The sequence below is a fragment of the Nocardiopsis sp. NPDC006938 genome (assembly GCF_042869555.1).
Taxonomy (GTDB): Bacteria; Actinomycetota; Actinomycetes; order Streptosporangiales; family Streptosporangiaceae; genus Nocardiopsis.
Genome location: NZ_JBIAGA010000020.1, coordinates 38,359 through 62,050, shown reverse-complemented (window position 1 = coordinate 62,050; position 23,692 = coordinate 38,359). Strand labels below are relative to the sequence as shown.

Annotated in this window: 21 protein-coding genes; 10 read left to right on the top strand and 11 right to left on the bottom strand. The window is 72.4% G+C overall.

What is annotated here, in order from left to right; translation table 11 throughout:
* The first annotated feature begins 339 nt into the window (after nt 1-339).
* The 4 genes from ACFYL4_RS24120 to ACFYL4_RS24105 all read left to right on the top strand — a co-directional run bounded on the left by ACFYL4_RS24120 (nt 340) and on the right by ACFYL4_RS24105 (nt 6,133).
* Entirely contained in the window at nt 340-489 is a 150-nt protein-coding gene (locus ACFYL4_RS24120) for a hypothetical protein (RefSeq protein WP_357759976.1), read from the top strand.
* 392 nt (nt 490-881) lie between these two features.
* On the top strand, nt 882-3,995 hold the full coding sequence (locus ACFYL4_RS24115) for a BTAD domain-containing putative transcriptional regulator (RefSeq protein WP_387521299.1): 3,114 nt from the start codon (nt 882-884) through the stop codon (nt 3,993-3,995).
* A 387-nt stretch (nt 3,996-4,382) separates the two neighbouring features.
* The gene (locus ACFYL4_RS24110; RefSeq protein ID WP_387521296.1) at nt 4,383-5,630 is read left to right on the top strand and encodes a hypothetical protein; all 1,248 of its coding nucleotides are present in this window, start codon (nt 4,383-4,385) and stop codon (nt 5,628-5,630) included.
* Nucleotides 5,627-6,133, top strand: coding sequence for a hypothetical protein (locus ACFYL4_RS24105; RefSeq protein ID WP_387521294.1), 507 nt, complete (start codon nt 5,627-5,629; stop codon nt 6,131-6,133). Before ACFYL4_RS24110 ends, ACFYL4_RS24105 begins: the two co-directional genes overlap by 4 nt.
* Here the strand turns inward: ACFYL4_RS24105 and ACFYL4_RS24100 are convergent.
* Complete coding sequence (locus ACFYL4_RS24100) at nt 6,045-8,159, bottom strand: tetratricopeptide repeat protein (RefSeq protein ID WP_387521292.1); 2,115 nt, start codon at nt 8,157-8,159, stop codon at nt 6,045-6,047. The two genes, ACFYL4_RS24105 and ACFYL4_RS24100, sit on opposite strands and share 89 nt — an antisense overlap.
* A gap of 236 nt (nt 8,160-8,395) precedes the next feature.
* Between ACFYL4_RS24100 and ACFYL4_RS24095 the strand changes: the two genes are divergently transcribed.
* On the top strand, nt 8,396-8,656 hold the full coding sequence (locus tag ACFYL4_RS24095; RefSeq protein WP_357759960.1) for a GlsB/YeaQ/YmgE family stress response membrane protein: 261 nt from the start codon (nt 8,396-8,398) through the stop codon (nt 8,654-8,656).
* Between the two features lie 16 nt (nt 8,657-8,672).
* On the opposite strand, the gene ACFYL4_RS24090 is transcribed toward ACFYL4_RS24095, so the two are convergent.
* Nucleotides 8,673-9,608 carry a Gfo/Idh/MocA family protein gene (locus tag ACFYL4_RS24090; RefSeq protein WP_387521290.1) on the bottom strand — a complete coding sequence of 312 codons (936 nt, stop codon included), beginning with the start codon at nt 9,606-9,608 and terminating at the stop codon, nt 8,673-8,675.
* A gap of 428 nt (nt 9,609-10,036) precedes the next feature.
* Between ACFYL4_RS24090 and ACFYL4_RS24085 the strand changes: the two genes are divergently transcribed.
* Entirely contained in the window at nt 10,037-10,933 is an 897-nt protein-coding gene (locus ACFYL4_RS24085; protein WP_387521287.1) for a hypothetical protein, read from the top strand.
* 79 nt (nt 10,934-11,012) lie between these two features.
* Here the strand turns inward: ACFYL4_RS24085 and galK are convergent, their stop codons facing one another.
* Genes galK through ACFYL4_RS24065 form a run of 4 tightly spaced genes read right to left on the bottom strand, consistent with a single transcriptional unit; the run spans nt 11,013 to nt 14,792 of the window.
* Nucleotides 11,013-12,155, bottom strand: a complete 1,143-nt coding sequence (galK, locus tag ACFYL4_RS24080; protein ID WP_387521284.1) for a galactokinase — start codon at nt 12,153-12,155, stop codon at nt 11,013-11,015.
* 2 nt (nt 12,156-12,157) lie between these two features.
* Nucleotides 12,158-13,183: a galactose-1-phosphate uridylyltransferase gene (gene galT / locus ACFYL4_RS24075; RefSeq protein ID WP_387521282.1), complete on the bottom strand. Its 1,026-nt coding sequence runs from the start codon at nt 13,181-13,183 to the stop codon at nt 12,158-12,160.
* Entirely contained in the window at nt 13,180-14,148 is a 969-nt protein-coding gene (locus tag ACFYL4_RS24070) for an EamA family transporter (RefSeq protein ID WP_357767354.1), read from the bottom strand. Before ACFYL4_RS24070 ends, galT begins: the two co-directional genes overlap by 4 nt.
* Nucleotides 14,145-14,792, bottom strand: coding sequence for a nitroreductase family protein (locus ACFYL4_RS24065; RefSeq protein WP_387521280.1), 648 nt, complete (start codon nt 14,790-14,792; stop codon nt 14,145-14,147). The genes ACFYL4_RS24070 and ACFYL4_RS24065 overlap by 4 nt, the downstream gene beginning before the upstream one ends.
* Nucleotides 14,793-14,882: 90 nt before the next feature.
* On the opposite strand from ACFYL4_RS24065, the gene ACFYL4_RS24060 reads away from it, so the two are divergent.
* A complete protein-coding gene (locus ACFYL4_RS24060) occupies nt 14,883-15,389 on the top strand; it encodes a MarR family winged helix-turn-helix transcriptional regulator (RefSeq protein WP_387521277.1) in 507 nt (168 codons plus the stop codon).
* Between the two features lie 95 nt (nt 15,390-15,484).
* Here ACFYL4_RS24060 and ACFYL4_RS24055 read toward each other — a convergent pair whose 3' ends face one another.
* From ACFYL4_RS24055 to ACFYL4_RS24045, 3 genes are all read right to left on the bottom strand, one after another.
* Entirely contained in the window at nt 15,485-15,673 is a 189-nt protein-coding gene (locus ACFYL4_RS24055) for a CsbD family protein (RefSeq protein ID WP_387521274.1), read from the bottom strand.
* Between the two features lie 112 nt (nt 15,674-15,785).
* A complete protein-coding gene (thiD, locus tag ACFYL4_RS24050; RefSeq protein WP_357767365.1) occupies nt 15,786-16,589 on the bottom strand; it encodes a bifunctional hydroxymethylpyrimidine kinase/phosphomethylpyrimidine kinase in 804 nt (267 codons plus the stop codon).
* Nucleotides 16,590-16,745: 156 nt separating this feature from the next.
* A complete protein-coding gene (locus ACFYL4_RS24045; RefSeq protein ID WP_357767454.1) occupies nt 16,746-17,999 on the bottom strand; it encodes an NAD(P)/FAD-dependent oxidoreductase in 1,254 nt (417 codons plus the stop codon).
* Between the two features lie 259 nt (nt 18,000-18,258).
* On the opposite strand from ACFYL4_RS24045, the gene ACFYL4_RS24040 reads away from it, so the two are divergent.
* The 3 genes from ACFYL4_RS24040 (at nt 18,259) to ACFYL4_RS24030 (ending at nt 21,396) form a co-directional block, all read left to right on the top strand.
* Nucleotides 18,259-18,867, top strand: a complete 609-nt coding sequence (locus tag ACFYL4_RS24040; protein ID WP_387521271.1) for a TetR/AcrR family transcriptional regulator — start codon at nt 18,259-18,261, stop codon at nt 18,865-18,867.
* Between the two features lies 1 nt (nt 18,868).
* On the top strand, nt 18,869-20,155 hold the full coding sequence (locus ACFYL4_RS24035) for a DUF418 domain-containing protein (RefSeq protein WP_387521269.1): 1,287 nt from the start codon (nt 18,869-18,871) through the stop codon (nt 20,153-20,155).
* Between the two features lie 74 nt (nt 20,156-20,229).
* Nucleotides 20,230-21,396 (top strand): hypothetical protein, encoded by a 1,167-nt coding sequence (locus ACFYL4_RS24030; protein ID WP_387521267.1) that lies wholly within the window; start codon nt 20,230-20,232, stop codon nt 21,394-21,396.
* A gap of 160 nt (nt 21,397-21,556) precedes the next feature.
* Here the strand turns inward: ACFYL4_RS24030 and ACFYL4_RS24025 are convergent, their stop codons facing one another.
* Together ACFYL4_RS24025 and ACFYL4_RS24020 are read right to left on the bottom strand one after the other, a co-directional pair.
* A complete protein-coding gene (locus tag ACFYL4_RS24025) occupies nt 21,557-22,657 on the bottom strand; it encodes a hypothetical protein (RefSeq protein WP_387521265.1) in 1,101 nt (366 codons plus the stop codon).
* A gap of 146 nt (nt 22,658-22,803) precedes the next feature.
* Nucleotides 22,804-23,601 carry a TIGR03084 family metal-binding protein gene (locus ACFYL4_RS24020; RefSeq protein ID WP_387521262.1) on the bottom strand — a complete coding sequence of 266 codons (798 nt, stop codon included), beginning with the start codon at nt 23,599-23,601 and terminating at the stop codon, nt 22,804-22,806.
* Nucleotides 23,602-23,692 lie beyond the last annotated feature (91 nt).

Below are 23,692 nucleotides of genomic sequence, written 5' to 3'. Positions count from 1 at the left end.
CTCCCCGTGTTCGCCGTGTCCCGACCCTTCGAGCCTACGTCGCGGGAGGGGGCTGGGGGAGGGGGTCCGGTGGCCTTATGCGGACGGCAGAACCCCGGGCGAATCAGCCCAGGACGCGTGAGGCGAGACGTCCGACGAGGTCCCGACCCGGCGTGCGGGTCCCCAGTTCGACCGAGCCCTGAGGTACCGGGGGCGGGGTCTGAGGTACCCCCGAGGACGTCTAAGGTGCCCGGCCGGTCCGGATCTACCGAACTCTGCCGATGTGCGCGCGGGGGCCTCAGCGCGAGTCTGGAGTCAGTCGGGGAGAACGCCCCGGGGACCCACCCGAAGGAGAACACCATGCACGCCGACCTGATCGCGCGGACCGCCGACCTCCACCGCGCCGAGATGGAGCGTGTCGCCCGGGACGAGCGGCTGCTCGCCCTGACGCGTGAGGGTTCCCGGAGCCTGTGGGCGCGGATTCGGACTCCGCGCCGCCACACCTCCTGAGGTCGGAACGGCCGCACCCCTCAGGGGGCGGGGCCGGGGGTGCCGTGTCGAGCGGGGTTCGACACGGCACCCGTCGTTTCCGGGGCGGGGCCCGGGACGCCACCACGGCGTCCTGGGCCCGCTTCTGCATGGGACCTTCGTCCCGATGCGACGCCCGATGCACGTGCGAGGGATTGTGCAGAGGAATGTGAATTCGCTCGTGTTCCATTCTCGTGCACGCTCGGCGTGAATGCTAGTGGGTCTGATGTGTGTTGTACACATCGTCCTCGACTTTGATGAGTTGATTCGCATAGTCGCTGTTCATAGTGGGTCTGTTGCTGATGTCCGAATCAATAGTCTTGGCAGTCCGTAATTGTGGATGTCATGATGGTTCGGAGCTGGGTGGTGACAGGTTGGACCTACGAATTCTGACCCCGGGCCCACAGCTGCTGGTCGCGAACCGACCGGTGGAAACGGGTACCCCCAAGGAGAGCCTGATCCTCGCGATCCTGGCGGAGTCCGCCGGAAGGATCGTGTCCGCGTCGACTCTGATCGAGACGGTGTGGGGACGTCGCGCGCCCGCGTCTGTGCGCGGCAGCCTGCACTCCCACGTCAGCAGGGTGCGCCGCCGTCTGCGAGAGGCGGGCGCCGACGCCGAGATCGCCAGCCGCGCCCACGGCTACCAGCTCCGCATCGCGCCGGAGGACGTCGACTGGCACCGGGCGAGAGCCTGGGCCGAACGCGCCAGGCGGTGCGCACGCGAGGGCGCCCGGGCGGAGGCGGTCCTGCTCCTCGACCGGGCCCTGGGCCTCTGGCAGGGAGAACCCCTCACCGAACTCGACGGGCCCTGGGTCGAGGCGACACGGTCCCGCATGCGGGCCGATCGCGCCCGCATGCTGGTGCTGTGGGCCCAGACCCAGCTCGAGCTCGGTGCCCACGACGAGGTCCTGTCCCGGCTGGAAGAGGGCTCCAGGGAGGAGAGGTTCGTCTACCTGCGCATGCGCGCCCTGGCCGCCACGGGGCGCACCGCCGAGGGGATCGCGGAGTACAACGCGCTACGCGACCGCCGCAGGGACGAGGAGGGGGTCGAGCCCAACCAGGAGACCCGGGCGCTCTTCCAGCGACTCGTCGAGGGCGCGGACGAGCCGATCCGCGTACCTCCTCCGCGCGAGGGCGAGGGGAACCCGCTCTGGAGGGACGGCCGCCCGCGGACCCACGACACCCTGCGCGCGGGCACCCCGCTGTTCGTGGGCAGGGAGAAGGAGGTCTCCCTGCTGCTGGAACGGGCCAGGGCGGGAAACGCCTCCACGATCGTCCAGGTCGTCTCGGGGATGGGCGGGGTCGGGAAGACCACCCTCGCCACACACGTGGCCCACCTGCTCCGGGACGAGTTCGACGTCCGGCTCCACATCGACCTGCGCGGGGTCAGCCCTCAGCAGGCCCTCTTCAGCCTGCTGCTCATGATGGGCGTCCCGGGGGAGCGCATCCCGCGCGAACCCGAGGCGCGGCTGGCACTCTGGCACGACCGTCTCATGGGCCGACGCGCACTGCTGGTCATGGACGACGCGAAGCGCGGACAGGTGGGCCCCCTCGTTCCCGGCACGCCCGGCAGCGTCGTGATCGTGACGAGTCGGCAGATCCTGCTGGACCTGGAGGGGGCCCAGCGGATCAGGCTGGACTCCCCGGAGCCGGAGGAGGCGGTGCGGATGTTCGCCGCCTTCACCGGTCTCGCCCCGGAGACGGAGGGGATGGACCGGGCCGTGGAGCAGATGTGGAACCTGCCCATCGCCCTGCGGGTGGGGGCCGGATACCTCCAGAGCCACACCTCGTGGACCCCGGCGTACTTCGCTGACCAGATGAACGACAGCGCGCGGGGCGCGGCCCGCACCCTGATGCGCGGGGTGTCCACCGTGTTCGCCCTTTCCTTCGACGAGCTCAGCGCCCCGGCCCAGCGGACCTTCCTGTGCCTCGGGCTCCACCCCACCTCGGTGGTGACCGACTACGCCGCCGCGGCCGCGGTCGGCTACTGGGAGGAGATGGAGTCCTCCATCGAGGAACTCCTGGACCACCACCTGGTGGAGGAGGTCAGCCCCGGCCGGTTCCGGGTGCACGACTCACTGCGGGACTTCGCCGCCCTGCGGGCCCGTGAGGTGATGTCGGACGGCGAACGCAGGGCCGTCATGGGTCGCTTCCTCGACCACTACCTGGCGGCCCTGGACCACGCGGACCGCGTGGTCCAACCCGGGCGCTACCGGCTGTGGGGCCCGCCGCCGTTCAGCACCTCCCTGCCCCGGCTCCTGGAACCCAAGCAGGCCAACGACTGGTTCACCTCCGTCTTCCCCACCGTGGAGGCGGTCCTGGGCCACGCGCGGCGGAACGGGTTCGTCGAGCACGCCGCCCGCATGCCGCTGGCGATGGCCGGACTGCTGGACAACGCGGGGCCCTGGGACCGGGCGGAGCGGTTCCTGGAGGACGCGGTGGGGGCCTGGCGCGACCTGGATTCGGTGGCCGGTCTCGCGCACGCCCTGTACGAACTCGGTTGTGTGCGCAACAACCTGACCGACGCGGAGGCGGTCGACGACCTCGAAGCGGCCATCGCCTTCTGGGGCCGGGCTGGAAACGACCTGGGAGTGGCCTACGCGCGGGCACGACTCGGAAGGCTGCGCGCTCAGGAGAGTAGTCCGGTGGAGGCGATGGGGCACTACCTGTTCTCTCTTTCGGAGTTCCGGCGCCTGGGAGATCCGTCCGGTCAGATACGGGTGCTCACTCACATCGGCAGCCTCCACAACGAGGCCGGGGACTTCGATGCCGCGCGGGCGGCCTACGCGCAGGCGTTGCCACTCTGCCGGACCCTGGGTGACCGCAGGATGGAGGCCGCCGCGCTGATGGGTGCCGCCCGGACCAGTTTCGAACCCGGCTACCACCGCAAGGCGAGGGAGTCCTGCGAACAGGCACTGGACATTTTCCGTAGCTTGGGCGACCTCTTTGGTGCCACGCAGGCTCTGCACAACCTGGGGATGATCGCCTACTACCTGGATCGTCAGGAGGAAGCCCTCGAGTACTGTCTGGCGGCCCGTGAGGGCTTTCGGTCGATGGGAGCCACCCCAGCCGAACTCAACAACGAGAGCGCACTGTGTCTGTCTCTCGTGGCGCTGGGGAGGGCAGGCGAGGCGGAGCGGATTCTGGAGAGTGCCTTGCACCGGCTGAGGACCTTGGGTATTGCCAGCCTCGTTCCCCAGATACTCAATGTGTTGGGCGATGCTCTCGTTGCCCAGGGGCGTCTGTCGTCAGCCCGGATGCGCTACCAGGCGGCGAGGGAGGAAGCGCGGGCCACGGCGTCGCCTCTGGACGAGGGGCTGGCGTGGAACCGTCTGGGTGACCTACGCCGTCTGGAGGGTGACGAGGAGACGGCGAGGACCTACTGGAGACACGCGATCCAGCTGCTCGAGCCGCTGCGAACACGCCATCTACCTCCTATTATTCTCAAACTCGAAGCAAGCACCAGCTTTGGCATGCCCGGTGTCTGATGCAATGATTTCAGATTAGTCCGTTATTTAAGCACATCTCTCACGTCAGATCGGTATTGTTCCGGTTGTCATGCGGTCGCAGAGACTCTGCGGCCTCTTTTTTGCGGCCAAAAATCCTGTTGGCTGCCTTCGTGAAGATGGGACTCTCGTTCGTGTCCGTAGCGGTTGCCTTGGTTGGTCGTGTTGTTCGCTCCTTCGCCCTGGACAGCAAGTGGGGTGACGTCAGGAGTCAGGAGTTGACCGCGTTGGTCGCGCGAACGACTCTTGAGGGGTGCGTAAGAACGGCGCAAGGGCTCGCAAGGATATAGAAAGCGGACATCAAGCATTCGACCAGGCATATGGCTCATTGTTGGTTCTGTCAAGGCAAAAAATGTCTGAAGGAGCGAAATGAGCAGATCTTGGGTGCGGGGTGACACGGGGCCGGTCTATCCGCTGACCGTGCGTCCCGCGCGAGTGGTCCTGGCCGTCGTACACAGTCAGGCGAGCGGAGACAGGCTCCTCGACTTTCTGGGGCCCCTGGTGGAGACCGACCGTCGGGTGCAGGTGGTCTGGACGCTCGCGCCTGGCTCGCAGTTCGAGTCGAGCGGTCGAGCGTTCATGCGGAGGTTGGACGCGGCCGTTCTGCCCTGGGAGGAGGCCGCCTCCTTCGACTACGCTCTCGCGGTCGCAGCCAATCATGGCCAGTTGGAGCAGGTCAGGGCTCCGGTGTTGGTGCTGCCGCACGGCACCGGGTTCTCCCGGCACCCGGAGCGCGGAAACGGCTACGGTCCCGAGGTGGCTCGGCCCGTGGGCGGAGCCGTCGCCGGTGCTCTCGCCAAGTACGGGCGTCTGGCCGTGTCCGCGATCGCCATCGCCCACCGGGACCAGAGAGCGAGGTTGGTCGCCGCCCTCCCCGAAACGGCGGAGATCATCCACGAGGTCGGCGACCCCTGTTACGACCGGGCGCTGTCCGCACGTCCCGAGCGGGAGTCGTTCCGGCGTGCCCTGGGGGTCGGGACGGATCAGCGCCTGGTGGTGGTCACCAGCACCTGGGGGCCCTCGGGGGTGCTGGGCAGGAACCTCGACCTCGTGGACGAGTTGGTGGCCGGGACCCCGCGCGGGTACGTCACCGCCCTGATCCTGCACCCCGGCATCTGGTGGGGGCACGGCCCCCGCCAGGTGCTCGGCTGGCTCGCCGGGGCGCGGCGTCGGGGACTGCGCGTCCTCGCGCCCGGGTCGCCCTGGCTCGGCCTCCTGGTCGCCGCTGACTCTGTCGTGGGCGACCCCGGATCGGTCACCGCGTACGCGACCGGGCTGGGCGCCTCGCCGCTCCTCGCCGGGGGCGTGTCCGTGATCGCTCCCGACTCGACCCCGGAACTCCTCCACCGGCTGGCCCCGCACTACCGGGACGACGTGCCGGTCTGGAGGCAGATCGAGGAGGCCGCCGAGCGGTGGCGGCCGGAGGACGCCGAGAGGGTCCACGCGCGGCTGACCTCCGCCCCCGGGCGCTCGGCCGAGCTTCTGCGGCGCCTCATGTACGGCATGATGCGCCTGCCGAAGCCCATGGGGCCCGCCCGTCTCGACCCGCTGCGGTGCCCCGAGTTCGTGACCGACCGTCCCCGATGGGGCCGGAGCGACGAGAGGAGGGCGGCGTGAGTACCGGACGTGGCCGGGTTCGCCGGTGTCATGTGAGCCTGGTGCGGGAGGGCGGCTGTCAGCGGCGGCTCGGCGCGCACCTGGCCGTCCCGCTGGTGCCGGGAGTTCCCACCCGTTGGCTGCACGCCGCCGACGTCGTCGTGATCGTCGCCGGAGGCGGGGGAGGCGAAACCCTCGCGGGCGTCCGAGAGACCGGGCACGCCTTCGCCCCGCTGGCCTCGCTGCCCGGCTCACGGGCCGCCGTCGACCTCGGGGAGGAAGCGGCCGTGTACCTGCGCGGCGTCCCCGGACCGCTTCGACTCCCGGACCGGCCCACGGCGGAGGCGGTCGCCGCGCTCGCCTGCTCCTGGCCGAAGGAGTGGGGCGGTCGCGACGCCGTCGTCGCGGCCGTCCGAGCGGGCGCGGTCAGCCTGCTCACGCGTACGGAGGCCGGTCCAGTCTCGACCGTGTCCGTGCGGCTAGGGGGGACGACAGCTCGGTGTAGATGGTCAGCGCTTCGCTGAGCCGTTCGCGGGCCTCGTCGAGCCGTCCTCCGGTCTCGGCGAGGTCGGCGAGCACGACCAGGGCCCCGGCTCTCTCCGCCCTCGCCCCGATCCGGTCACTGAGGCGCAGGACCTCCTCCAACACCCGACGTGTCCGCACGGGTTCGGCCGCCGCCGCGTGGGTGGCGGCCAGCCCGTTCAGGACCACGGCCCTGACGTAGGGTTCCTCGGTCTCGGTGAAGAAGTCGAGCGCGCCCTCGAAGTAGACCACCGCGCTGCTGTGGTCCCGTAGGTCCCGGCTGACCTCGCCGAGTCTGCGCAGCATCAGCGCGATGCCCCGGTTCCTGCCGAGCCTGGTGTGGATGGCGAGGGCGCTCTCGAAGTGGCCGCGGGCGTCGGCGGGCCTCCCGCGGGCGAGTTCGCACACACCGAGGCCCTCCAACGACGCGGCCTCCCCGAGGGAGTGGCCGACCGTCCGCCACAGGTCCAGGGCCTGGCGCTGGAGATCTCTGGCCTGGTCCGGTTCCTGCGCATGGAGGTGCTGGATCGCCCGTATGGAGAGCGTTCTGGCCTGCGCCCGCGGGTCGCCGAGGGAGCGGGCCGAGGCCAGCCCGGCCTGGGCGACCTCCCGCCACACGAGCAGGTGTTTGCGGAGGACGAAGAAGCTGAACAGCGCCTCGCACAGTTGCCAGCACGTGGCGTGTCTGCCGGTCGCCGCGCAGAACCGCACGGTGGCCCGCAGCACCTCCAGTTCGGATTCCAGCCACCCCAGGGCCGCCTCCCGGGACGCGAACGCGCGTTCTGGCGCCCGGTCGAAGACGGGGGCCAGGTGCCAGCGGTCGGGGTTCAGGGCACGGTCGGCCGCCGCGGTGGTGGTCAGGTAGTACTCCAGCAGCCGGTCCAGGGCGGCGGTGGACGCGGTGCGCGACTCGTCCTCTTCCGCCTCCGCCAGGGCGCGGGCGTGCAGGCGGACCAGGTCGTGCTGGCTGAACCGCCCACCCGTGGTCTCCTCCAGCAGGTTGGCGGTGACCAGCTCGACGAGCAGGTCCTCGGCCTCGGCGGCGTCGCGGTCGAGCAGAGCGGCGGCGGCCTCGGCGGTGACGTCCCGCCCAGGGGCCAGGCCGAGCAGACGGTACAGGCGGCGTGCGGGTTCGGGTAACGGTTCGTACGAGGTGGTGAGGACCGTGTTCACGGACTGCTCCCTGTCGTGGCTGAGCTCGGCCAGGCGCCGCTTCTCGCCGTTGAGGCGGGTCACCAGGCGGCTCAGGGGCTGGTGGGGGCGGAGCGCCAGACCGCTGACGGCGGCGCGCAACGCGAGCGGGAGGCGCCCGCACAGGGACACCAGCTGTCGGGCGGACGCGGGCTCGGAACGCGCGCGGTCGTCGCCGAGCATGCGGGAGACCAGGTCGACGGCGGCGTCCTGGCCCAGGGGCCGCACGTCCAGGAGGGTCGCCCCGTCCAGTCCGAGGCCGGGCATCCGCAGCCGGGTGGTCACGATGACCAGGTGCGCCCCCTGTCCGGGAGTGAGGGCGCGGACCTGTGCCTCCGACAGCGCGTTGTCGAGCAGGACCGCGATCCGCCGCCCGTGGGTGTGGCTGCGGAAGGCGGCCGCGCGTGCGGAGAACTCCTGGGGGATCGTGGCGGGGTCGGCGCCCAGGGCCCGGAGGAAGGCGTCCAGGACGTCGGAGGGGTCGGCCGGTCCCTCCTCGGTGAACCCGAGCAGGTCGGCATAGAGCGCGCCGTCGGGGAAGGCGGGGCTGGTCTGGTCGAGGAAGCGCGTGGCGAGGGCGGTCTTGCCCACCCCGCCGGTCCCGGTGAGCACGGCGGTCCGACCGCCGCTGCCTGCGGCGACCTCCCCGAGGAGCTCCTCCAGGCTCCGGAACTCGGCCTCGCGGTCGGTGAACAGCCGGGGAGGGGCCGGAAGCTGCCGGGGCACGGGTGTGCGCGGCTCGCCGGGCAGGGTGACCGAACCCCGCACGGTGCCGACCTGTACCACCGTGCCGCTCACGCGGTCGGCGGACGACACCGTGGGAGCGGTCCGTTCCATCCGTGGGCCTTCATCGTCAGGAGGGGGCATGCGAGGGCTTCTCTCGACGTCGACAGACGGAGTCCTGCCCTCTGCCGATCGTTGTATTCCCGACAGTCCAGGCCGTACGTGCTCCTGCGCGTGAAGACGGCCGTGAAATGTGCGAAGAACACAAATCGTGGCAAAACCTCTGTCGGGGTCCGTGTTACCAAGCACCCACCGGGAACAGGGAGAACGCGTCTAAATGGGGAGGCCTCGTGGAGATCACTGGAATCATCACCGCGATCATTGTTGGTCTGATCATCGGTGCGCTCGGACGTCTCGTTGTTCCCGGTAAGCAGCACCTGCCCATCTGGTTGACCCTCCTGTTGGGTATCGTCGCCGCCTTCGTCGGAGGCTGGATCGCGAGCCTCTTCACCGGGTTCTGGTTGTTCGTGCTGATCGTTCAGGTACTGGTCGCCGCGGTCATCGTGTACCTCGCGGACGGCATGTACTCCAAGAACGCCAGTACGGCCTGACCCGACGTTCGACGCCTCACTCCCAGGCCACCGGGCCCGTCCCGGTGGCCTCGGCCGTGCGCACCGCACGGCCGGAGTCGGCCGAGGACTCCGCCGCCGCGAGGACGGCCACCACCTCCCGGCCGAACCGCACGTCGCACGGGTCCCCGGGGCCGTCCGCGATCTGCGCCAGCAGGCGGTCGACCGCCGAACCGTAGGCCTCGACCGCGCTCCGGTCGCCGCCCGGGACCGACCGCCACCCGTGTTCGCCGTGCAGGTCCACCGAGAACGCCCCCGACTCCGGAGCGGCGTCCAGGGTCACCGAGAGGGAGCCGACCGCGCCGTCCCGGTGCCGGGTGAGCACGTGCACGCTGTCCCGTGGGCCCCTGACCGCCGTGACCTCCTCGACCGGCCCCAGGACGGGCAGGACCACCGAGAGCACGTGCGGGCCCACGTCCCACAGCCCGCCCCGTTCCCGGCGCCAGGGGGAGGCTCCGTAGGGGTTGCCCGGCTGGAAGATCGACGCGAACAGGGTCGCGCGCACCCCGTCCCAGCCGCCGTCGTCGGCGGCCCGGCGGAGGAAGTCGTTCACGGACTCCGAGAACCGGCTGGTGAAGAAGACGACGGAGGCCAGGCCTCGGCCACGGGTCTCGGTGACGATCGCGTCGGCCGCCTCGACGGTCAGGGCGAGCGGTTTGTCCAGTAGCAGGTGCCTACCCGCGCGGGCCGCGCGCAGGGCGAGGTCGCCCTGGACGTCCGGCGGGAGGGCGATCGCGACGGCGTCGACGTCGGCGAGCAGTGCGTCCACGTCCGCGTAAGGCCTGGTGCCGAGGACGCGGGCCAGCTCCTCGGCCTTGGCGGTGTCACGCCCCCACACCCCGGCCAGGGTGGCGCCGGGGTGAGCGGCCAGCGCCGCACCATGGGTCTCGGCCGCCCAGAACCCCGTACCGAACAGTCCGAACCGCACTCCCATGAGGCCTCCGTGCCAGTCGTGCCGCCTCCCGGTGGTCCGGTGCGGGCTTCCGTCCCAGCAACCCTGACCCAGGGGCGCGGGCGCGGCAAGCCCCCGGCCCCTCGTCGTCGCCGGGGACGGGCGCTCCCGCGATCACCGGATCGGTCGACGTGGCCAGGTCCGGACGCGGGCCGCGACGGGCCCCTTCGTCGTCGCCGCAGGTGAGGCGGGCTTTCCTCTGGGGAGGGCGGCGTCGGGCGGGCCCCGTGGAGCCGTGAAACTCCTGGTGAATTCCTCCGGTCTCGACCATCATGGGCACTCGTGAGCACTGGGCGGGTTCGATCAGCGCGGGCACCGGCGGCGTAGCGTCCACCGGGTCGGAGAACGTACGCGAGGGCGCGGCGCGGGCCCCGACCGGTGCGCGTGTTCGCCATGAAGGGGGCCAACCCGTGGACACCGACCAGATGAAGGACACTCCTGACAACGCCGGTCCGCTCCTGCGCGGCTTCGTGGGGCCGCAGGACGCCAGTGCGTGGATGCGCACCCACATGCCCGCCCTGTGGTCCCGTGCCCGTGGCGCCGGGTACGGGGTCGGGCCGATCCCGCGCGTCGCCGCGGGCCCCGGCGCCGGCACCGGGCACGGTTCCCGCGAACTCCTCGAAGCGGGGCTGAGCGCGGCGCGGGCGCTCGGCGACACCGGCCTGGAGGCGTGGCTGCACCACCTCCTGGGGCTGGCCCTGCTCGACACGGGCGACCTGGTGGGGGCGGACGCGGAGTTCGTCGCCTCCCTCATGCTGGCGGAGGCCGACGGCGACGACCGAGCCAGGGCCGCCTCCCTCGAGGGCCGGGGCGTGGTCGCCCAGCGGGACCGGCGCGACCAGGAGGCTCTGGACCTGTTCGACCTGGTGGAACCGTTGCGGGGTACGGACGACCTTCCTCACGGCGCGGCCGTGCTGGACCTCCTGCGCGGCCGGTCCCTGGTGACGCTGGGCCGTTTCGACCACGCCCTCGAGCGGCTGGACGCGGCGCTGGAGGTGTTCACGGCGCCGGAGAGCGGCGGGGAGGAGGCCGAGGTCAACGTGGCCCGGGTCCGGTTGGAGCGGGGGCGCGCGCTCAACGGCAAGCGCCGTGGCGAGGAGGCCCGGGGCGAGCTGGAGCTCTCCCTGGCCGGGTTCGAGTCGCGGGGCCACACCGTGCAGGTGGCGCGTGTCCGGGAGGTGCTGGCGGGGGTGACCCAGCTGGCGGGGGAACGGAACTGGAGGGACCACCTGGTGGAGGCCGAGCGCCTGTACCGCGAGGTCGGCAGGGAGGTCGACGCCGCCCGACTCAGGTCGTACCTGGTCTAGGGGGTCTGGACCGCCTTTCGGGCGCCTACCCGCCGCCGTCCGCCGTCCGCGGCCGGTCCCGCCCCTGCCCCGACCCGGTTCAGGCCAGGCGGCGGGCGCCCGACGACGGCGGCGCCGCGAAGACCGCCGGGGCGGTGTACCCCCGTTCGCCGAAGGCCGCGCGCACCGCCTCCCCGCAGTCCCGCGCGAGCTCGGCGTCCACCAGCGCGACGACGCAGCCCCCGAACCCTCCGCCGGTGATCCGCGCGCCCAGCGCACCCGACGCCAGGGCGGCCTCCACCGCGGTGTCCACCTCGGGCACACTCACCTCGAAGTCGTCGCGCAGCGAGACGTGGGAGGCGGTGAACAGCGGGCCCGCCTCCCGTGGGCGCCCGGCCCGGAACAGCGCGGCGGTCTCCAGGACCCGGGCGTTCTCGGTGACCACGTGCCGTAGGCGGCGGCGTGTCACGGGGTCGGTCAGGGTGTCGAGGGCCCGCGGCAGCTCTTCGACGGTCACGTCGCGCAGCGCCCGCACCCCCAGGGCTCGGGCGGCCTCCTCACAGGAGCGCCGACGCTCGGCGTAGGCCCCCTCCACCAGACGGCGCGGCGCCCGGGTGTCCACCACCAGCAGCGCCAACCCGTGGGCGGACGGGTCGAACGGCACCTGCCCGGTCTCCAGCGAACGGCAGTCCAGGGACAGCGCGTGCCCCTCGGTGGCGAGCATCACCGCGGACTGGTCCATGATCCCGCAGGGCATGCCCACGAACGCGTTCTCCGCGCGCTGCGCCAGCCTCGCCACTCCGGCCGGGTCGGTGCCCGGCGGGTACAGGCCGGTGGCCGCCAGGACCGTCGCGCAGCACACCGCCGCCGACGTCGACAGCCCTGCCCCCGCCGGGACGGAGCTCTCCACGAGCAGGTCCATCCCGCCGATCCCGTACCCCTCCTCGGCCAGGGCCCACAGCGCCCCCGCCGGGTAGGCGGCCCAGCCCGGCACCGTCCCGGGGGAGAGGTCGGCCGTACGGGCCTCGAAGGTGTCCGGGAACTCCCGCGAGCGCATCCGGACCCGGCCGTCCGAGCGGCGCGCGGCGGCCACGGTGAGGGTGTGCGGCAGCGCGATGGGGAGGGCGAAGCCGTCGTTGTAGTCCGTGTGTTCGCCGATGAGGTTGATGCGCCCGGGGGCCGCCCACACCCCGTCCGGCTCGGAGGCGAACGCCCGCCGGAACGCCACCGCGGGGTCGTGCACGGTCAGGCCTCCCGGAGGCGGTGGGCGGTGGACTCGGGGGTCACGTCCTGGCTGAACACACCGGCGCCGGACTCGGTTCCGGCCAGGTACTTGAGCTTGCCCGGGGCGCGGCGCACGGAGAAGAGTTCGAGGCGCAGCCGGGCGAGCCCGCGCGCCTCCGGGTCGCGCGCGGGGGCCTGGTGCCAGGCGGAGACGTAGGGCAGCGGGGCGCCGAACAGCCGGTCCGCGCGGCCGAGCAGGTCGGAGTACAGCTCCGCCAGTGCGGTGCGTTCGTCGCCGTCCAGGGCGGGCAGGTCGGGCACGGCCCGGTGGGGGTAGACGTGCACCTCCACCGGCCAACGGGCGGCCTCGGGGACGAAGGCCGTCCAGTGCTCGTTGCGCAGCACCACCCGGGGCCCGGCCGTCTCGGCGGCCAGGATGTCGCCGAACAGGTCGCCTCCGGTGGCGGCGCGGTGCCGCCGGGCCGAGTCCAGCTCGCGTTCGGTGCGGGGTGTGACGAAGGGCAGCGCGTAGATCTGGCCGTGCGGGTGGTGCAGGGTCACGCCGATCTCCGGGCCCCGGTTCTCGAAGACGTACACGTGCGCCACGTCGGGGCGGGCGGACAGCGCCTCGGTCCGGTCGGCCCAGGCGTCGACGACGGTGCGCAACCGCCGGGGGCCGAGCGCGGCCAGCGAGGTGTGGTGGTCGGAGGAGAAGCAGACCACCTCGCACCGGCCCCCGGGCCCGTTCAGCGCGGGGAAGCGGTTCTCGAAGACCGCGACGTCGTAGGAGGGGGAGGGCACCTCCGTGCGACGGCCGTCGCGGGAGGGGCACAGCGGGCACTCGTCGCTGGGAGGCAGGTGCAGACGGTCCTGGCGGTGTGCGGCGACGATCACCCATTCGCGCCGGAGCCGGTCCCAGCGCAGCTCGGAGCCGGAGGCGACCGGCGGCAGCTCCCGCCGGTCCGGGGCGTCCTCGCGGTCGTGGCCCTCCTCGTCGTAGTAGACGATCTCGCGGCCGTCGGCCAGCCGTGCGGAGGACTTCCTCATCGTGCTCCCCAGTGGCTGGCCGTGTCTGTGGGATTACCGTGCCCGGTGCGCCCGTGGGCTGTCAATGGGGGGAACGGGACTCTCTCGCGGCCGGGGCGCGGGCCGTGCGAGGTGAACTGGACCAGCAGCACCGCGCCGACCGCGGTGAGGGCCCCCGCCCCCTGCATGACGGTGAGGGTCTCACCGAGCACGAGGAACCCCAGGAGGGTCGCGGTGAGCGGGCTGGCGAACGAGAGGAACGACGCCGCCAGGGCGGGCAGCCGCTCCAACCCCCGGAACCAGAGCACGTACGCGAGCAGGGCGCCGATCAGCCCCAGGTAGGCGTATCCGGCCAGGTTGGCCGCGCTCAGGCTCGCGGGCAGCCCCTCGAACAGCAGCGTCGGCGGGAGGAGCACGAGCCCGCCGGCGGTGAGCTGCCAGCCGGTGGCCCCGAGCAGGCTGACCCCTGGGGGGCGCCCCCAGCGCTTGGTGAGGACGATCCCGGTGCCCATGGACACGGCGGCGGCCAGACCGGCCAGCACCCCGACCGGGTTCAGCGCCGTCTCGGGGCCCACCACCAGCAGTCCCACCCCGGACGCGCCGAGCACGCAGGCGAGCAGGTGGGTCGGCCGGAGCCGGTCGCCCAGGAGCAGCGCTGCCAGGAGCAGGACGATCACCGGCTGGACCGCCATCACGAGCGCGGCGACCCCGCCGGGCAGCAGGTAGGCGGCCACGTAGAGGAGGTAGAGGAAGGCACCGATGTTGAGGGTGCCCAGAACCAGCGAGCGCCACCACCACACCCCCGAGGGCAGGGCCCGGGCGAACAGCACGAGAAGCAGACCGGCGGGGAGCGCGCGCAGGAGCGCGGCCAACAGGGGGCGGTCGGGTGGGAGGAACTCGGTGGTGACCAGGTAGGTGCTTCCCCAGACCATCGGCGCCAGGGCGGTGAGCAGGGAGTCGCCCGCGATGCGCGCGCGCCCGTTCACAGCGCCTTCCCGTAGCGGTCGCCGAAGGCGAGGCGGTCCAGGGGCAGGCGGCCGGGGTGGGGGCGGCGTTCGGCGGGGTGCCCCACGGAGAGCAGGAGGGCGACGGCGAGGTCGTCCCGGTGGTCGGCGCCGATCGCCCGGAGTACCTGGTCCTCCCGCCAGCCGTTCATGGGCGAGGAGGCCAGCCCGAGCGCGGTGGCGGCGAGCATGGCGTGGGTGGCGGCGATCACCGCGTCCTTGACCGCGTACTCGCGGCCCAGACCGCGCGCGTCGAGGTCGCGTTGGAAGTCGATCCCGGAGGTGGCGGTGGCCCGGAGGAAGTCCTCGTCCCAGGCCCCGTTGTCGCGGGCGGCCCGGTAGACCTCGTCGAGGTCCTCCTTCCAGCGGCCGGTCTCGGCGAGGAAGACCAGGGTCAGGGGGGCTTCGCGGGGTTGGCGCTGTCCGTGGGCGGCGAGGGAGAGCGCCTCCCGTACGGCGGGGTCGCGCGCGACCACCACCGACCGGGACTGGAAGTTCCAGCTGGACGGTGCCTGCATGGTGAGTTCGAGGAGTTCGGCGAGGACGTGCTCGGGGACCGGTTCCGGGTGGAAGCGGCGGACGCTGCGCCGGTCGCGGATGGCCTCGGTGACGGTGGGGGGTGTCATCGGTGCAACTTTCGGTGTCGAATTGTTCGATGTCGAAAGATTAAGCGACGGGCGCCGAGGACGTCAAGGTCGCGGCGCTATGATCACCGGATGAACGACGCCGTCGACCTCTTCCTCGCCCAGTGGGCCCGCGAACGTCCCGACCTCGACGTCTCCCCGATGGGGGTGATCGGTCGGATGAACCGCTTGCAGCGGCTGCTCGGGCGCGGGGTCGGCGAACTCCTGGCCGAATACGACCTGGAGCGCTCGGAGTTCGACGTGCTGGCGACGCTGCGGCGGTCCGGGGAACCGTTCCAGCTGACCGCCAAGGACCTGGTCAGGATGATGATGGTGGGCTCGCCCGCCATGACGAACCGGGTCGACCGCCTCGTGAACAAGGGGCTGGTCCACCGCGAGACCGACCCCGCCAGCAGGCGCCGGGTCCTGGTCACCCTGACCGACAGGGGCCGGGAACTGGTGGACGACGCGGTGGCCGGGCACGTGGCCAACCAGGCGCGCCTGCTCGACGGCCTGAGCGGACAGGAGCGGGAACGGCTCTCCGGCCTCCTGCGCACACTGCTGCTCTCTCTGGGCGACACCGCCCCCGAGGTGCCCTGACAACGACGAGGGGGAGGCCCCGTCCGGGTCCTCCCCCCTGATGCTGAGCGTCCCGGGCACGGCCCGCGTGCGGGCGCGGTGTCCGGAAGCCGGTTCTAGTCGCGCTTGTCGTTCGGGGTCAGGGCGTCCTTGACCTTCTCGCCCGCCTGCTTGAGCTTCGACTTGGTCTGCTCGGCCTTGCCCTCGGCGTGCCACTGCTCGTTGCCGGTGGCCTTGCCGAGGCCCTCCTTGGCCTTGCCCTTGAACTCGTCGAACTTGTTCTCGGCCTTGTCGCTCTCGGACACGCGAGCCTCCTTCGATCGGATGCACTCACAGCCCTGTCCGATTCACGCGGAATCATTCGCGATCAGTGCGACGGATGTGGCCGAAGTGACCAAGGGCACGCGGTGCGGGGGCTCAGGCCCGGGCGGGCGCGACCGGCACGACCGAGGCGAACGGGGCGTGGGTGGTCAGCCGCTCGGCGATGCCCTCGCGGACCATCGCCTTGGCGGTGCGCACGGCGTCGCCCACCTCGGCGCCCTTGGCCAGCTCGGCCGTGATGGCGGCGGCGAAGGTGCAGCCCGCCCCGCTCACGCGCTCCTCGCCGATCTTCGGGGCGCTCAGGACGGTGACCTCCTCGCCGTCGAAGTAGACGTCGACCGCGTCGGGGCCGGGCAGCTCCGTGCCGCCCTTGACGACCACGTGCCGGGGGCCGAGTTCGCGGATGCGGCGGGCGGCCTCCACGAGGTCGTCGACCGTCTCGATGGACTCCATCCCGGCGAGGGTGCGGGCCTCGAAGTGGTTCGGGGTGATGACCGTCGCCAGCGGCAGGATCTGCGCCGTCAGGGCCTTGTCCGTGTCCAGTGCGGCGCCGGGCTCCTGACCCTTGCAGATCAGCACCGGGTCGAGGACCACGTGCCGCCACGGCTGACGGGCCAGCGCCTCGGAGACCACGTTGATGGTGTCCGGGGTGCCGAGCATGCCGATCTTGACGACGTCGAGGTCGTGGCAGCTCGTGGCGGCCTCGATCTGGTCGGCGATGACACCCGGGTCGACCGGGACGAACCGGTGGCCCCAACCGTTCCCGGGGTCGAAGGAGACGATGCAGGTGATCGTCCCCATGCCGTAGACGCCCAGTTCCTGGAAGGCCTTCAGGTCAGCCTGGATACCGGCGCCGCCGGTGGCCTCCGACCCTGCGATCACGTACGCGCGGTTGGTCATCGCCAACCTCCCTCTAACTTGCTGTGCAGATGCGCGGTGTCGGGGCCCTCGCGGGTCACGAACCCAGGGGATATTGCATCACAACTGTTCATTTCCGGCACAACGTGCATGGTGCGGTGAACGCGAGGCCAGGCCCCGCAGGGCCTGCCGACACCCTCACCACGCGGCCAGCAGGCCGTCCGTGGTGTCGTAGCCGCTGACGTAGGCACCCTCCACGGTGTTCTCGCCGGTCGTCGGCTCGCCCGCGAAGTACAGCACCCCCTCCAAGGGCGCGGCGAGGGCGTCCGGCGCGTCGTGCGCGCCCGGCGGGACGTAGAGGTAGGCGCCCCGGCTGAACACGTCGGCCGCCCAGTCGTGGGTGGTGCGGGCGACCGGTGCGGGCGGCTCCTCCCCGAGAGCGCCGGACAGCGCGTCCAGCCCGGCGGCGAACCGCTGGGCGAGGGGGAGGGCGAGGAGTTCGCGCGCCCGCTCGCCGGCGGCCCAGGCCACCACCACCTCGGGGTTCTCCCGGGACAGGCACCAGAACACGAACCCCGTGTCCTCGTCCCACCCCAGGGCGTCCTCGTCGGCGGGAAAGACCGCGCGGTCGAACTCGTACACGAGCTTGAGGGCGTCAGTGCGGTCCAGGGCGCCGACCGCGTCCCGGTGTCCGGCGGGCAGCTCGGGCTCGAAGACCACGTCACCCGCCTTGAGGACCCCGATCGGCAAGGTGACCACGCACCGGTCGGCGCGCACGCCCACGGTCCCCTCCGGCGTGGCCGCGGTCAGTTCCACACCCCGGCCGGACCACCGCACGCGGCGCACCGCGTGCCCCAGCCGGACGTCCAGGCCGTGCGCGAGCGGGGGCAGGAGGCCGTCGTAGCCGCCGACCACCCGGAAGTTCTCCCGGGGCTCGGACCACCAGTCGAAGAGCCCGTAGTCGCGCATCCACCTGGCGCTCCACCGGTCCAGGGCCTCGTTGTCGATGGACACCGGCGGCCACCGGTCCTCCGGGACGCCCATGCGCCGCAGGTAGGCGGCGGCGTCCTCGTCGTCGCGGGGCTCCTCGGGGGTGGGAACGGGAGCGGGCACACCGTCCCCGGCGTGCATCCGGACGGTCTCCACCCCGGCCTCGGCCACCAGTTCCCAGGTGTAGGCCTCGCGGCCGTGGATCAGTCCGGCGCCCAGCTCGACCGGGACCGAACTGAAGGAGTGGTCGGTGTACAGCTGGCCGCCGATCCGGTCGCGGGCCTCCAGGACGATCACGGACAGCCCGTGGTCGGCGAGGTTGCGTGCGGCGGACAACCCGGTCACACCGGCACCGACCACCGCGACGTCCCAGCGCTCGCGGGCGGCGTGGGCCGCCCCGCCGAGCACGGCCGCTCCGCCCAGGAGTACGCCGCCGCCGAGCAGGAGGGACCTGCGGCTCAACGCGCGACGTGGAGCGCCGCCCTTCTGCCGCCCGTCCGCGCTCACGCCGCCTCCACTCGGTCCGGCCCCCGGTACGGAGGCGTCGTCCTCCGCATTATCGGTGCGGACCCCGACCGGTGCGGACCGGGCCGGACCGGTCGGAGCGGGTCCGGCGTCGGGAGCGGGCGGGTCGAGCCCGACGGGTGAGAGCCCTCGGAGAGGGTGTGGCCGGAGGCGGCCACCGGTTGCGCGAATAAAAATATGCTCGTAATATTTTTATATGCCACGCACCGCTGACCACGACGAGAGACGGCGCCAGGTCGCCGAGGCCCTCCTGCGCACCATCGCCCGCAAGGGCCTGGCCGCCACCACCTTCGCCGACGTCGCCGACGAACTCGGCTCCTCGGTGGGGCTGGTCCAGCGCTACTTCCGCAGCAAGTCCGACCTCCTGCGCTTCGGTGTCGAGCACCTCTACCAACGCGGCGCGGAACGCATCGACGCGGTGGAACGGGTCGCGCCCGTCCGCCACCACATGTTCCGGATCGCGCACACCCTCCTGCCCCTCGACGAGGAACGCCGCAGGGAACTCACCGTGTGGCTGGAGTTCCTGCCCACCGCCGTGCGCGACCCCGAGATGGCCGAGCTGCACGGAACCACCACCCGCACGCTGGTGGAGGGGCTCGCCGAGGGGTTCGAGGCGGCCCAACGGCTGGGGGAGCTCTCCTCCGACCTCGATCCCCGCGCCGAGGCCGCCGCGCTCGTCGCCCTCGCCGACGGCCTCACCCTGCACCAGCTGGCCACTCCGGACCTGTTCGACGACGCCACCGCCGAGCGCGTACTCCGGCGGCACTTCGACCGCCTCTTCGCGGCGACCACGGAGGACACCTGACATGAGCGGCCACGACACCGCTCCCCGGCGTTCGGGAACCGGGGAGCACGCCCCCCACGGGAGGCCCTCCGGCGCACCCGCCCCCGGTCGCACGAAGGGCACCCCCGAACGCGCCGCCAGCGACCGCACCCCCGGCGGCGGTCGGCTGCCCCTGCTGGACGTGCTGCGGGGCGTGGCGATCCTCGGCACGCTCGCCACCAACGTGTGGCTCTTCGCCGGACCCGGCGGTGACTCCGTGATCCTCTACGGCACCGACGACCTCAGCCCCTTCACACCGTTCCACGCCGACCCCTCCGCGGCCACCCTGGCCGAGGGCGTCTTCCGAACCATCGCCAACGGCAAGTTCCTCGCCCTGCTCACCCTCCTGTTCGGAGCGGGCCTGGCCATCCAGTTCGATTCGGCGGCGCGGCGGGGCGCGCGCTGGCCGGGCCCCTACCGGTGGCGGGCTCTGCTCCTGTTCGTCGAGGGCACGGTGCACTTCACCCTGGTCTTCGCCGGAGACGTGCTCATGGGGTACGCGGTGGTGGCGCTGCTGGTGGCCTGGCTGCTCACCCGCTCCGAGCGGACCAGGAACACGGTCATGTGGGTGTCGGTCTCCCTGCACGTGGCACTGATGGGGCTGGTCACCGCGGCCCTGACCACCTTGGCGTCCGGCCCTTCTGCGGTGCCTCGGGAGGCGGTCGAGCTCTACGCCCACGGGTCCTACCCGGACCAGGTGGCGTTCCGCCTGGACCACGTGGTGGGTCTGCGTCTCGAACCCGTCCTCACCTTCGGGCTGATGGTGTTCATGTTCCTGCTGGGAGTGCGGCTGTTCCGTGCCGGGGCGTTCACCGACACCCCGGCGGGGCGGGCGATCCGCGCCCGCCTGCTCAGGTGGGGTATGGGCCTCGGTGTCCCGCTCACCGCGGCCACCGCCCTCGCCGGTCCGGACTGGCTGCTGCTGGACCGCTACGTGGTGGCTCCGCTCGTCGCCGTCGGGCTCATCGGCCTGATCGGACTCCTGCTGGACCGGGCGAGCGGCACCGGGCCCGTGGCGTCGGGGATCTCCTCACTGGGCCGGATGGCGATGACCGGGTACGTGACCCAGAACGTCGTCCTCATGTTCGTCTGTTACGGCTTCGGGCTCGGACTCGCGGACCGGATGGCCGACACCGGACGGTGGTGGGTGCTGGTCCTGTGGGCGGTGGTGTCCCTGGCACTCGTCACGGGGGCCCAGCTCTGGCTGCCCCGCTTCCGCCAGGGGCCGCTGGAGGCGCTCCAGAAGAAGGTCCTCTCCCGCGCCCGCTGAGGCCGGAACACGCTCCCGGTCGCCACCCGCACATCGGGCCGAACCTCCGCCGGAGGCACGGAGTCACACGGAATATGAGCCACACAGAAACCCTCCCGGCCTTCCTGAACCTGTTGGCCGCCACCTACGCCAAGTACGACGTCGCGGCGACGCCCCTCCCGCCCGCCGTGGTGCGCCTCCCCCTCCCGTCGGAGGACGGTGAGGAGCGGTACTTCGACATGGACTGCGCCACGATCCTCACCGACATGGAGTCCGTCCCGGCCGAGGAACACCCCGACTACGCCCAACAGATCGTGTTCGGCATGATGCGACAGCTGCGCTCGCGCGGCATGGCCTTCGGCACGCACTACCCGCCGCTGTCCGGCGACCACGTCCGCCGGGCCCTGCTCGCGGCCTTCGCCCAGCGCGGCTTCGACGCACGGTTCCACGACCCCCAGACCGTGGTCGTGTCCCGGCACGGAGGACAGGGCGGGGACGTCGGCCCCGCGACGCTCCGCGTCCACCGCTACCTCTCCGCCGTCGAGGAGGCGGGCGAACACGAGGCGGAGCGGCTCGCGTCCGCCTACCTGGACGAGGTGGAGGCCGACCTCGCCTCGGGGACGGCCACCGAGGTGCCCGTGGAACGGCTACGGGTCCGGGTGTACCGGCGGGACGCGATCCCGGCAGAGGCCCTGGACTCCCTGGTCACGCGAGCGCTCACCCCCGAGCTGGTCGAGGCGGTCGTGGTCGACCACCCCCGGAGCATCGCCCTGTTCCAGCGCCGCCAGCTCGGCGACCTGACCCCGGAGCGGGCCTTCGCCGCCGCCGTGGAGAACTCCCTGGTCGACCCCTTCGAGGTCTCCGAGAACGACCTGCTCGGCACCCCGATCATCCACATCGGCGGCCCCGATCAGGAGTACACCCTCGCCCACCTGCACGTACTGGACCGCTACCTCGGTGAGGCCCCGCACGGGGCGCTGGTGGTGGTCCCGTCCCCACCGGTCGTCATGGCGCACGTGCTGGGTCGCGGCCACCCCGTGGCGGCGATGGAGCACATGCAGGACCTCGTCGAGCGGTTCGTGTCGGACGCGCCCAAGCCGGTCAGCTCGAAGCTGTACTGGTGGCACCCGAGTTCCGGGGCCAAGGGGTTCCCCGACCTCCGTGAGGTGGCGGTCGAGGTCGACCACGAGAAGCGGTCGGTCACCCTGCACGCGGGCGACGACGAGTTCAGGGAGCTCCTCGGGACGCTGATGCGGGGGTGACGCGGGAGGAGGGGGCCCGGCCCGGGGCGAGGAGCGGCGGGCCGAGCCACCCCGTCTCGTCGGCGCGGGGCACGGTCGCGTTCGCCTCGTTGGCGTGGCGGGGCCCACCCGCCCCGGCGCCTCGGTCGAACTCGCGCACCCGTGTGGGCGCGGGCCCGATTCAGCTCACCTCGCCCGTGTCGGCACCGACCGGGGCTTGGGGGGCCTGCTCCGCCGGTCTGGACGCGCGCCTTCTCGACGCGACCACCCGTACGGTGAGCCCCTCCCTGCGGCAGGCGCTGGCGAGGGAGGAGTCGCTCCGCTCCCGCACGTTGTACCGGCGGCCGGTGAGGTCCACGGTGGCTCCGGAGGCCCTGATACGCGGAGCGATCCGGGGCAGGAGGGTGTACAGCTCACCGGGCATGGGCTGGCGGCACACGCCCTCGCCCACCCATCGGTCGCCGTACATGCGGTGGTACTCGGAGAGCCAGGCGGCGAGGCCGCCCTCGGGGACGATTCGGCCCGTGGCCAGGTCGTCGTCGATGCCGAGCGTGGCCAGCACGCGCAGCCAGGCGCCGCCGTCGGTGATCGAGTCCGGGAAGAGCCCGGCCAGGTGCTGGCGGACGGTGTCCTCCGGGGCGGCCGTCGCGAAGAGCTCGTCGGCGTCGTCCAGGACACGGTCCGGGATTCCGCGGCCGCGCGCGGCGGCCAGCACCCGGCCCAGGTCGCGGGCGCGTTCGCCGTCTCCGAGCCCGGCCCTTCGACCGGAGGTGCGCAGCTGGGAGACCAGGGCGGCGGGAAGAGCGGCCCCGCCCCGGGCGTAGTCCTCCAGGAGGAGCACGAACTCCCGGTGCGCGTCCGCGGGCTCGAACAGGGAGGTGAGTCTGCGCCGTTGGGCCGTCAGCTCCTTGGCGGGCAGGGCCCGGTGCCGGGCGAAGAGCAGGGCGTTGTCGACGGTGTGGTCGGGGTCGAGGGGGAGTCCGTGCTCGGTCTCGGCCCCGCGTGCGCGGGAGTAGGCGGTGCCCGCCAGTCGCGGGTTGCCCCGTGCCAACCGCTGCCCGATGGTGTCCCAGGCCCAGGGCAGGTGTTCGACCGGGAGTTCCAGGGCGTCGATGGTCTCGCCGACGTGGGCCAGGAGTCTCGCCGCCCGTGTTCCGCGGAGGGTGAGCCGTTCGTAGGCGTCGGTCAGCTCGCGGGCCTGGGGCAGGCGGGCGGGGTCGTGCGCGCTCGTCCAGTCCGCGTGGAGCGTGGAGGGAGGGGAGCCGGGGAGGGTGTGGGGCATGGGTCGAGTATCGCAAGTACGGAGGACAGATCGACGTTGTGCACAGGCTGGGTTCCATGTGACACGTCGGTCGGGTTCTGCACCGGGGGCGGTGGAGCGTTGCCGTCGCTCCACCCCCCGACCCGGTCCCGAGATCACCACTGAGGTCACCCCTGGGGGAACTGGCCCGGGCGGCGCCCCGCCCCCGGGCCGCCCGCGTAGGTCTGTCCCACCTCCAACCACTCCCGCGCCGCCGGACCCTCGGCCTCCAGCCCGGTGTCGTCGGGGTGGCGGCGGCGGGTCAGCACCAGGCAGAACTGCTCGGCGTCCCCGCGCACGACCGCCCCGGCCCCCTCGGGTCCCATCCGCCACGTGTCACCGCCCGGCCCGGTGAGCTCCACCCGTACCTCCTCGCCGGGTTCGGGCAGGCCCCGCACCAGGTAGCTGTAGGAGCGGGTGCGCAGGGCGAGGTGCACGACGTGGCGCAGGCGGTCGGTGGCCGCACGGGTCACTCCCAGCGCGTCCGCCACGTCCTGGCCGTGCGCCCAGGTCTCCATCAGCCGCGCCGTCGCCTTGGAGGGCACGCTCATCGGCGGGCCGAACCACGGGACCCGGGTCCCGGCGGACGCGTCCAGGAGGGCGGCGCGGAGCGCGGCCGAGGCGGTGACCCAGCGGTCGAGCAGGGCTCCCGGCGGTAGGGCGGTCAGCGGTGCGGCGGCCGAGTCCACGTACCCCTCGGGATCGGCCAGGGCCGCCTCCAGGACCGCCGCGAACCCCTCCGGATCGGTCACGGCGGTCAGTGCCGAACCGTCGAAGAAGGCCAGGTGGGCGACCTGGTCGGCGATGCTCCAGCCGGGTGCGGGGGTGGGCCTGGACCAGTCGGCGGGGTCGGAGCCCCGGAGCAGCGCGGCCAGGTCCTCCTGTTCGGCACGCAGGTCCTCGACGAGGGCGGCGGTGTCGACCACGGGGGCTCCTCACCGGGACCAGTCGGCCCCAGATGTTGACTGACTTGTCATGTTCCGCGCACCATAACAAAGTGTGAGCTGGATCTCCCAG

Bases quoted from the DNA above. Each gene is read 5' to 3' on its own strand.
- ACFYL4_RS24120 (WP_357759976.1), top strand. From the start codon at position 340: ATGCACGCCGACCTGATCGCGCGGACCGCCGACCTCCACCGCGCCGAG.
- ACFYL4_RS24110 (WP_387521296.1), top strand. From the start codon at position 4,383: ATGAGCAGATCTTGGGTGCGGGGTGACACGGGGCCGGTCTATCCGCTG.
- ACFYL4_RS24100 (WP_387521292.1), bottom strand. From the start codon at position 8,159: ATGGAACGGACCGCTCCCACGGTGTCGTCCGCCGACCGCGTGAGCGGC.
- ACFYL4_RS24090 (WP_387521290.1), bottom strand. From the start codon at position 9,608: ATGGGAGTGCGGTTCGGACTGTTCGGTACGGGGTTCTGGGCGGCCGAG.
- galT (WP_387521282.1), bottom strand. From the start codon at position 13,183: ATGAGGAAGTCCTCCGCACGGCTGGCCGACGGCCGCGAGATCGTCTAC.
- ACFYL4_RS24065 (WP_387521280.1), bottom strand. From the start codon at position 14,792: ATGACACCCCCCACCGTCACCGAGGCCATCCGCGACCGGCGCAGCGTC.
- ACFYL4_RS24060 (WP_387521277.1), top strand. From the start codon at position 14,883: ATGAACGACGCCGTCGACCTCTTCCTCGCCCAGTGGGCCCGCGAACGT.
- thiD (WP_357767365.1), bottom strand. From the start codon at position 16,589: ATGACCAACCGCGCGTACGTGATCGCAGGGTCGGAGGCCACCGGCGGC.
- ACFYL4_RS24040 (WP_387521271.1), top strand. From the start codon at position 18,259: ATGCCACGCACCGCTGACCACGACGAGAGACGGCGCCAGGTCGCCGAG.
- ACFYL4_RS24035 (WP_387521269.1), top strand. From the start codon at position 18,869: ATGAGCGGCCACGACACCGCTCCCCGGCGTTCGGGAACCGGGGAGCAC.
- ACFYL4_RS24030 (WP_387521267.1), top strand. From the start codon at position 20,230: ATGAGCCACACAGAAACCCTCCCGGCCTTCCTGAACCTGTTGGCCGCC.
- ACFYL4_RS24025 (WP_387521265.1), bottom strand. From the start codon at position 22,657: ATGCCCCACACCCTCCCCGGCTCCCCTCCCTCCACGCTCCACGCGGAC.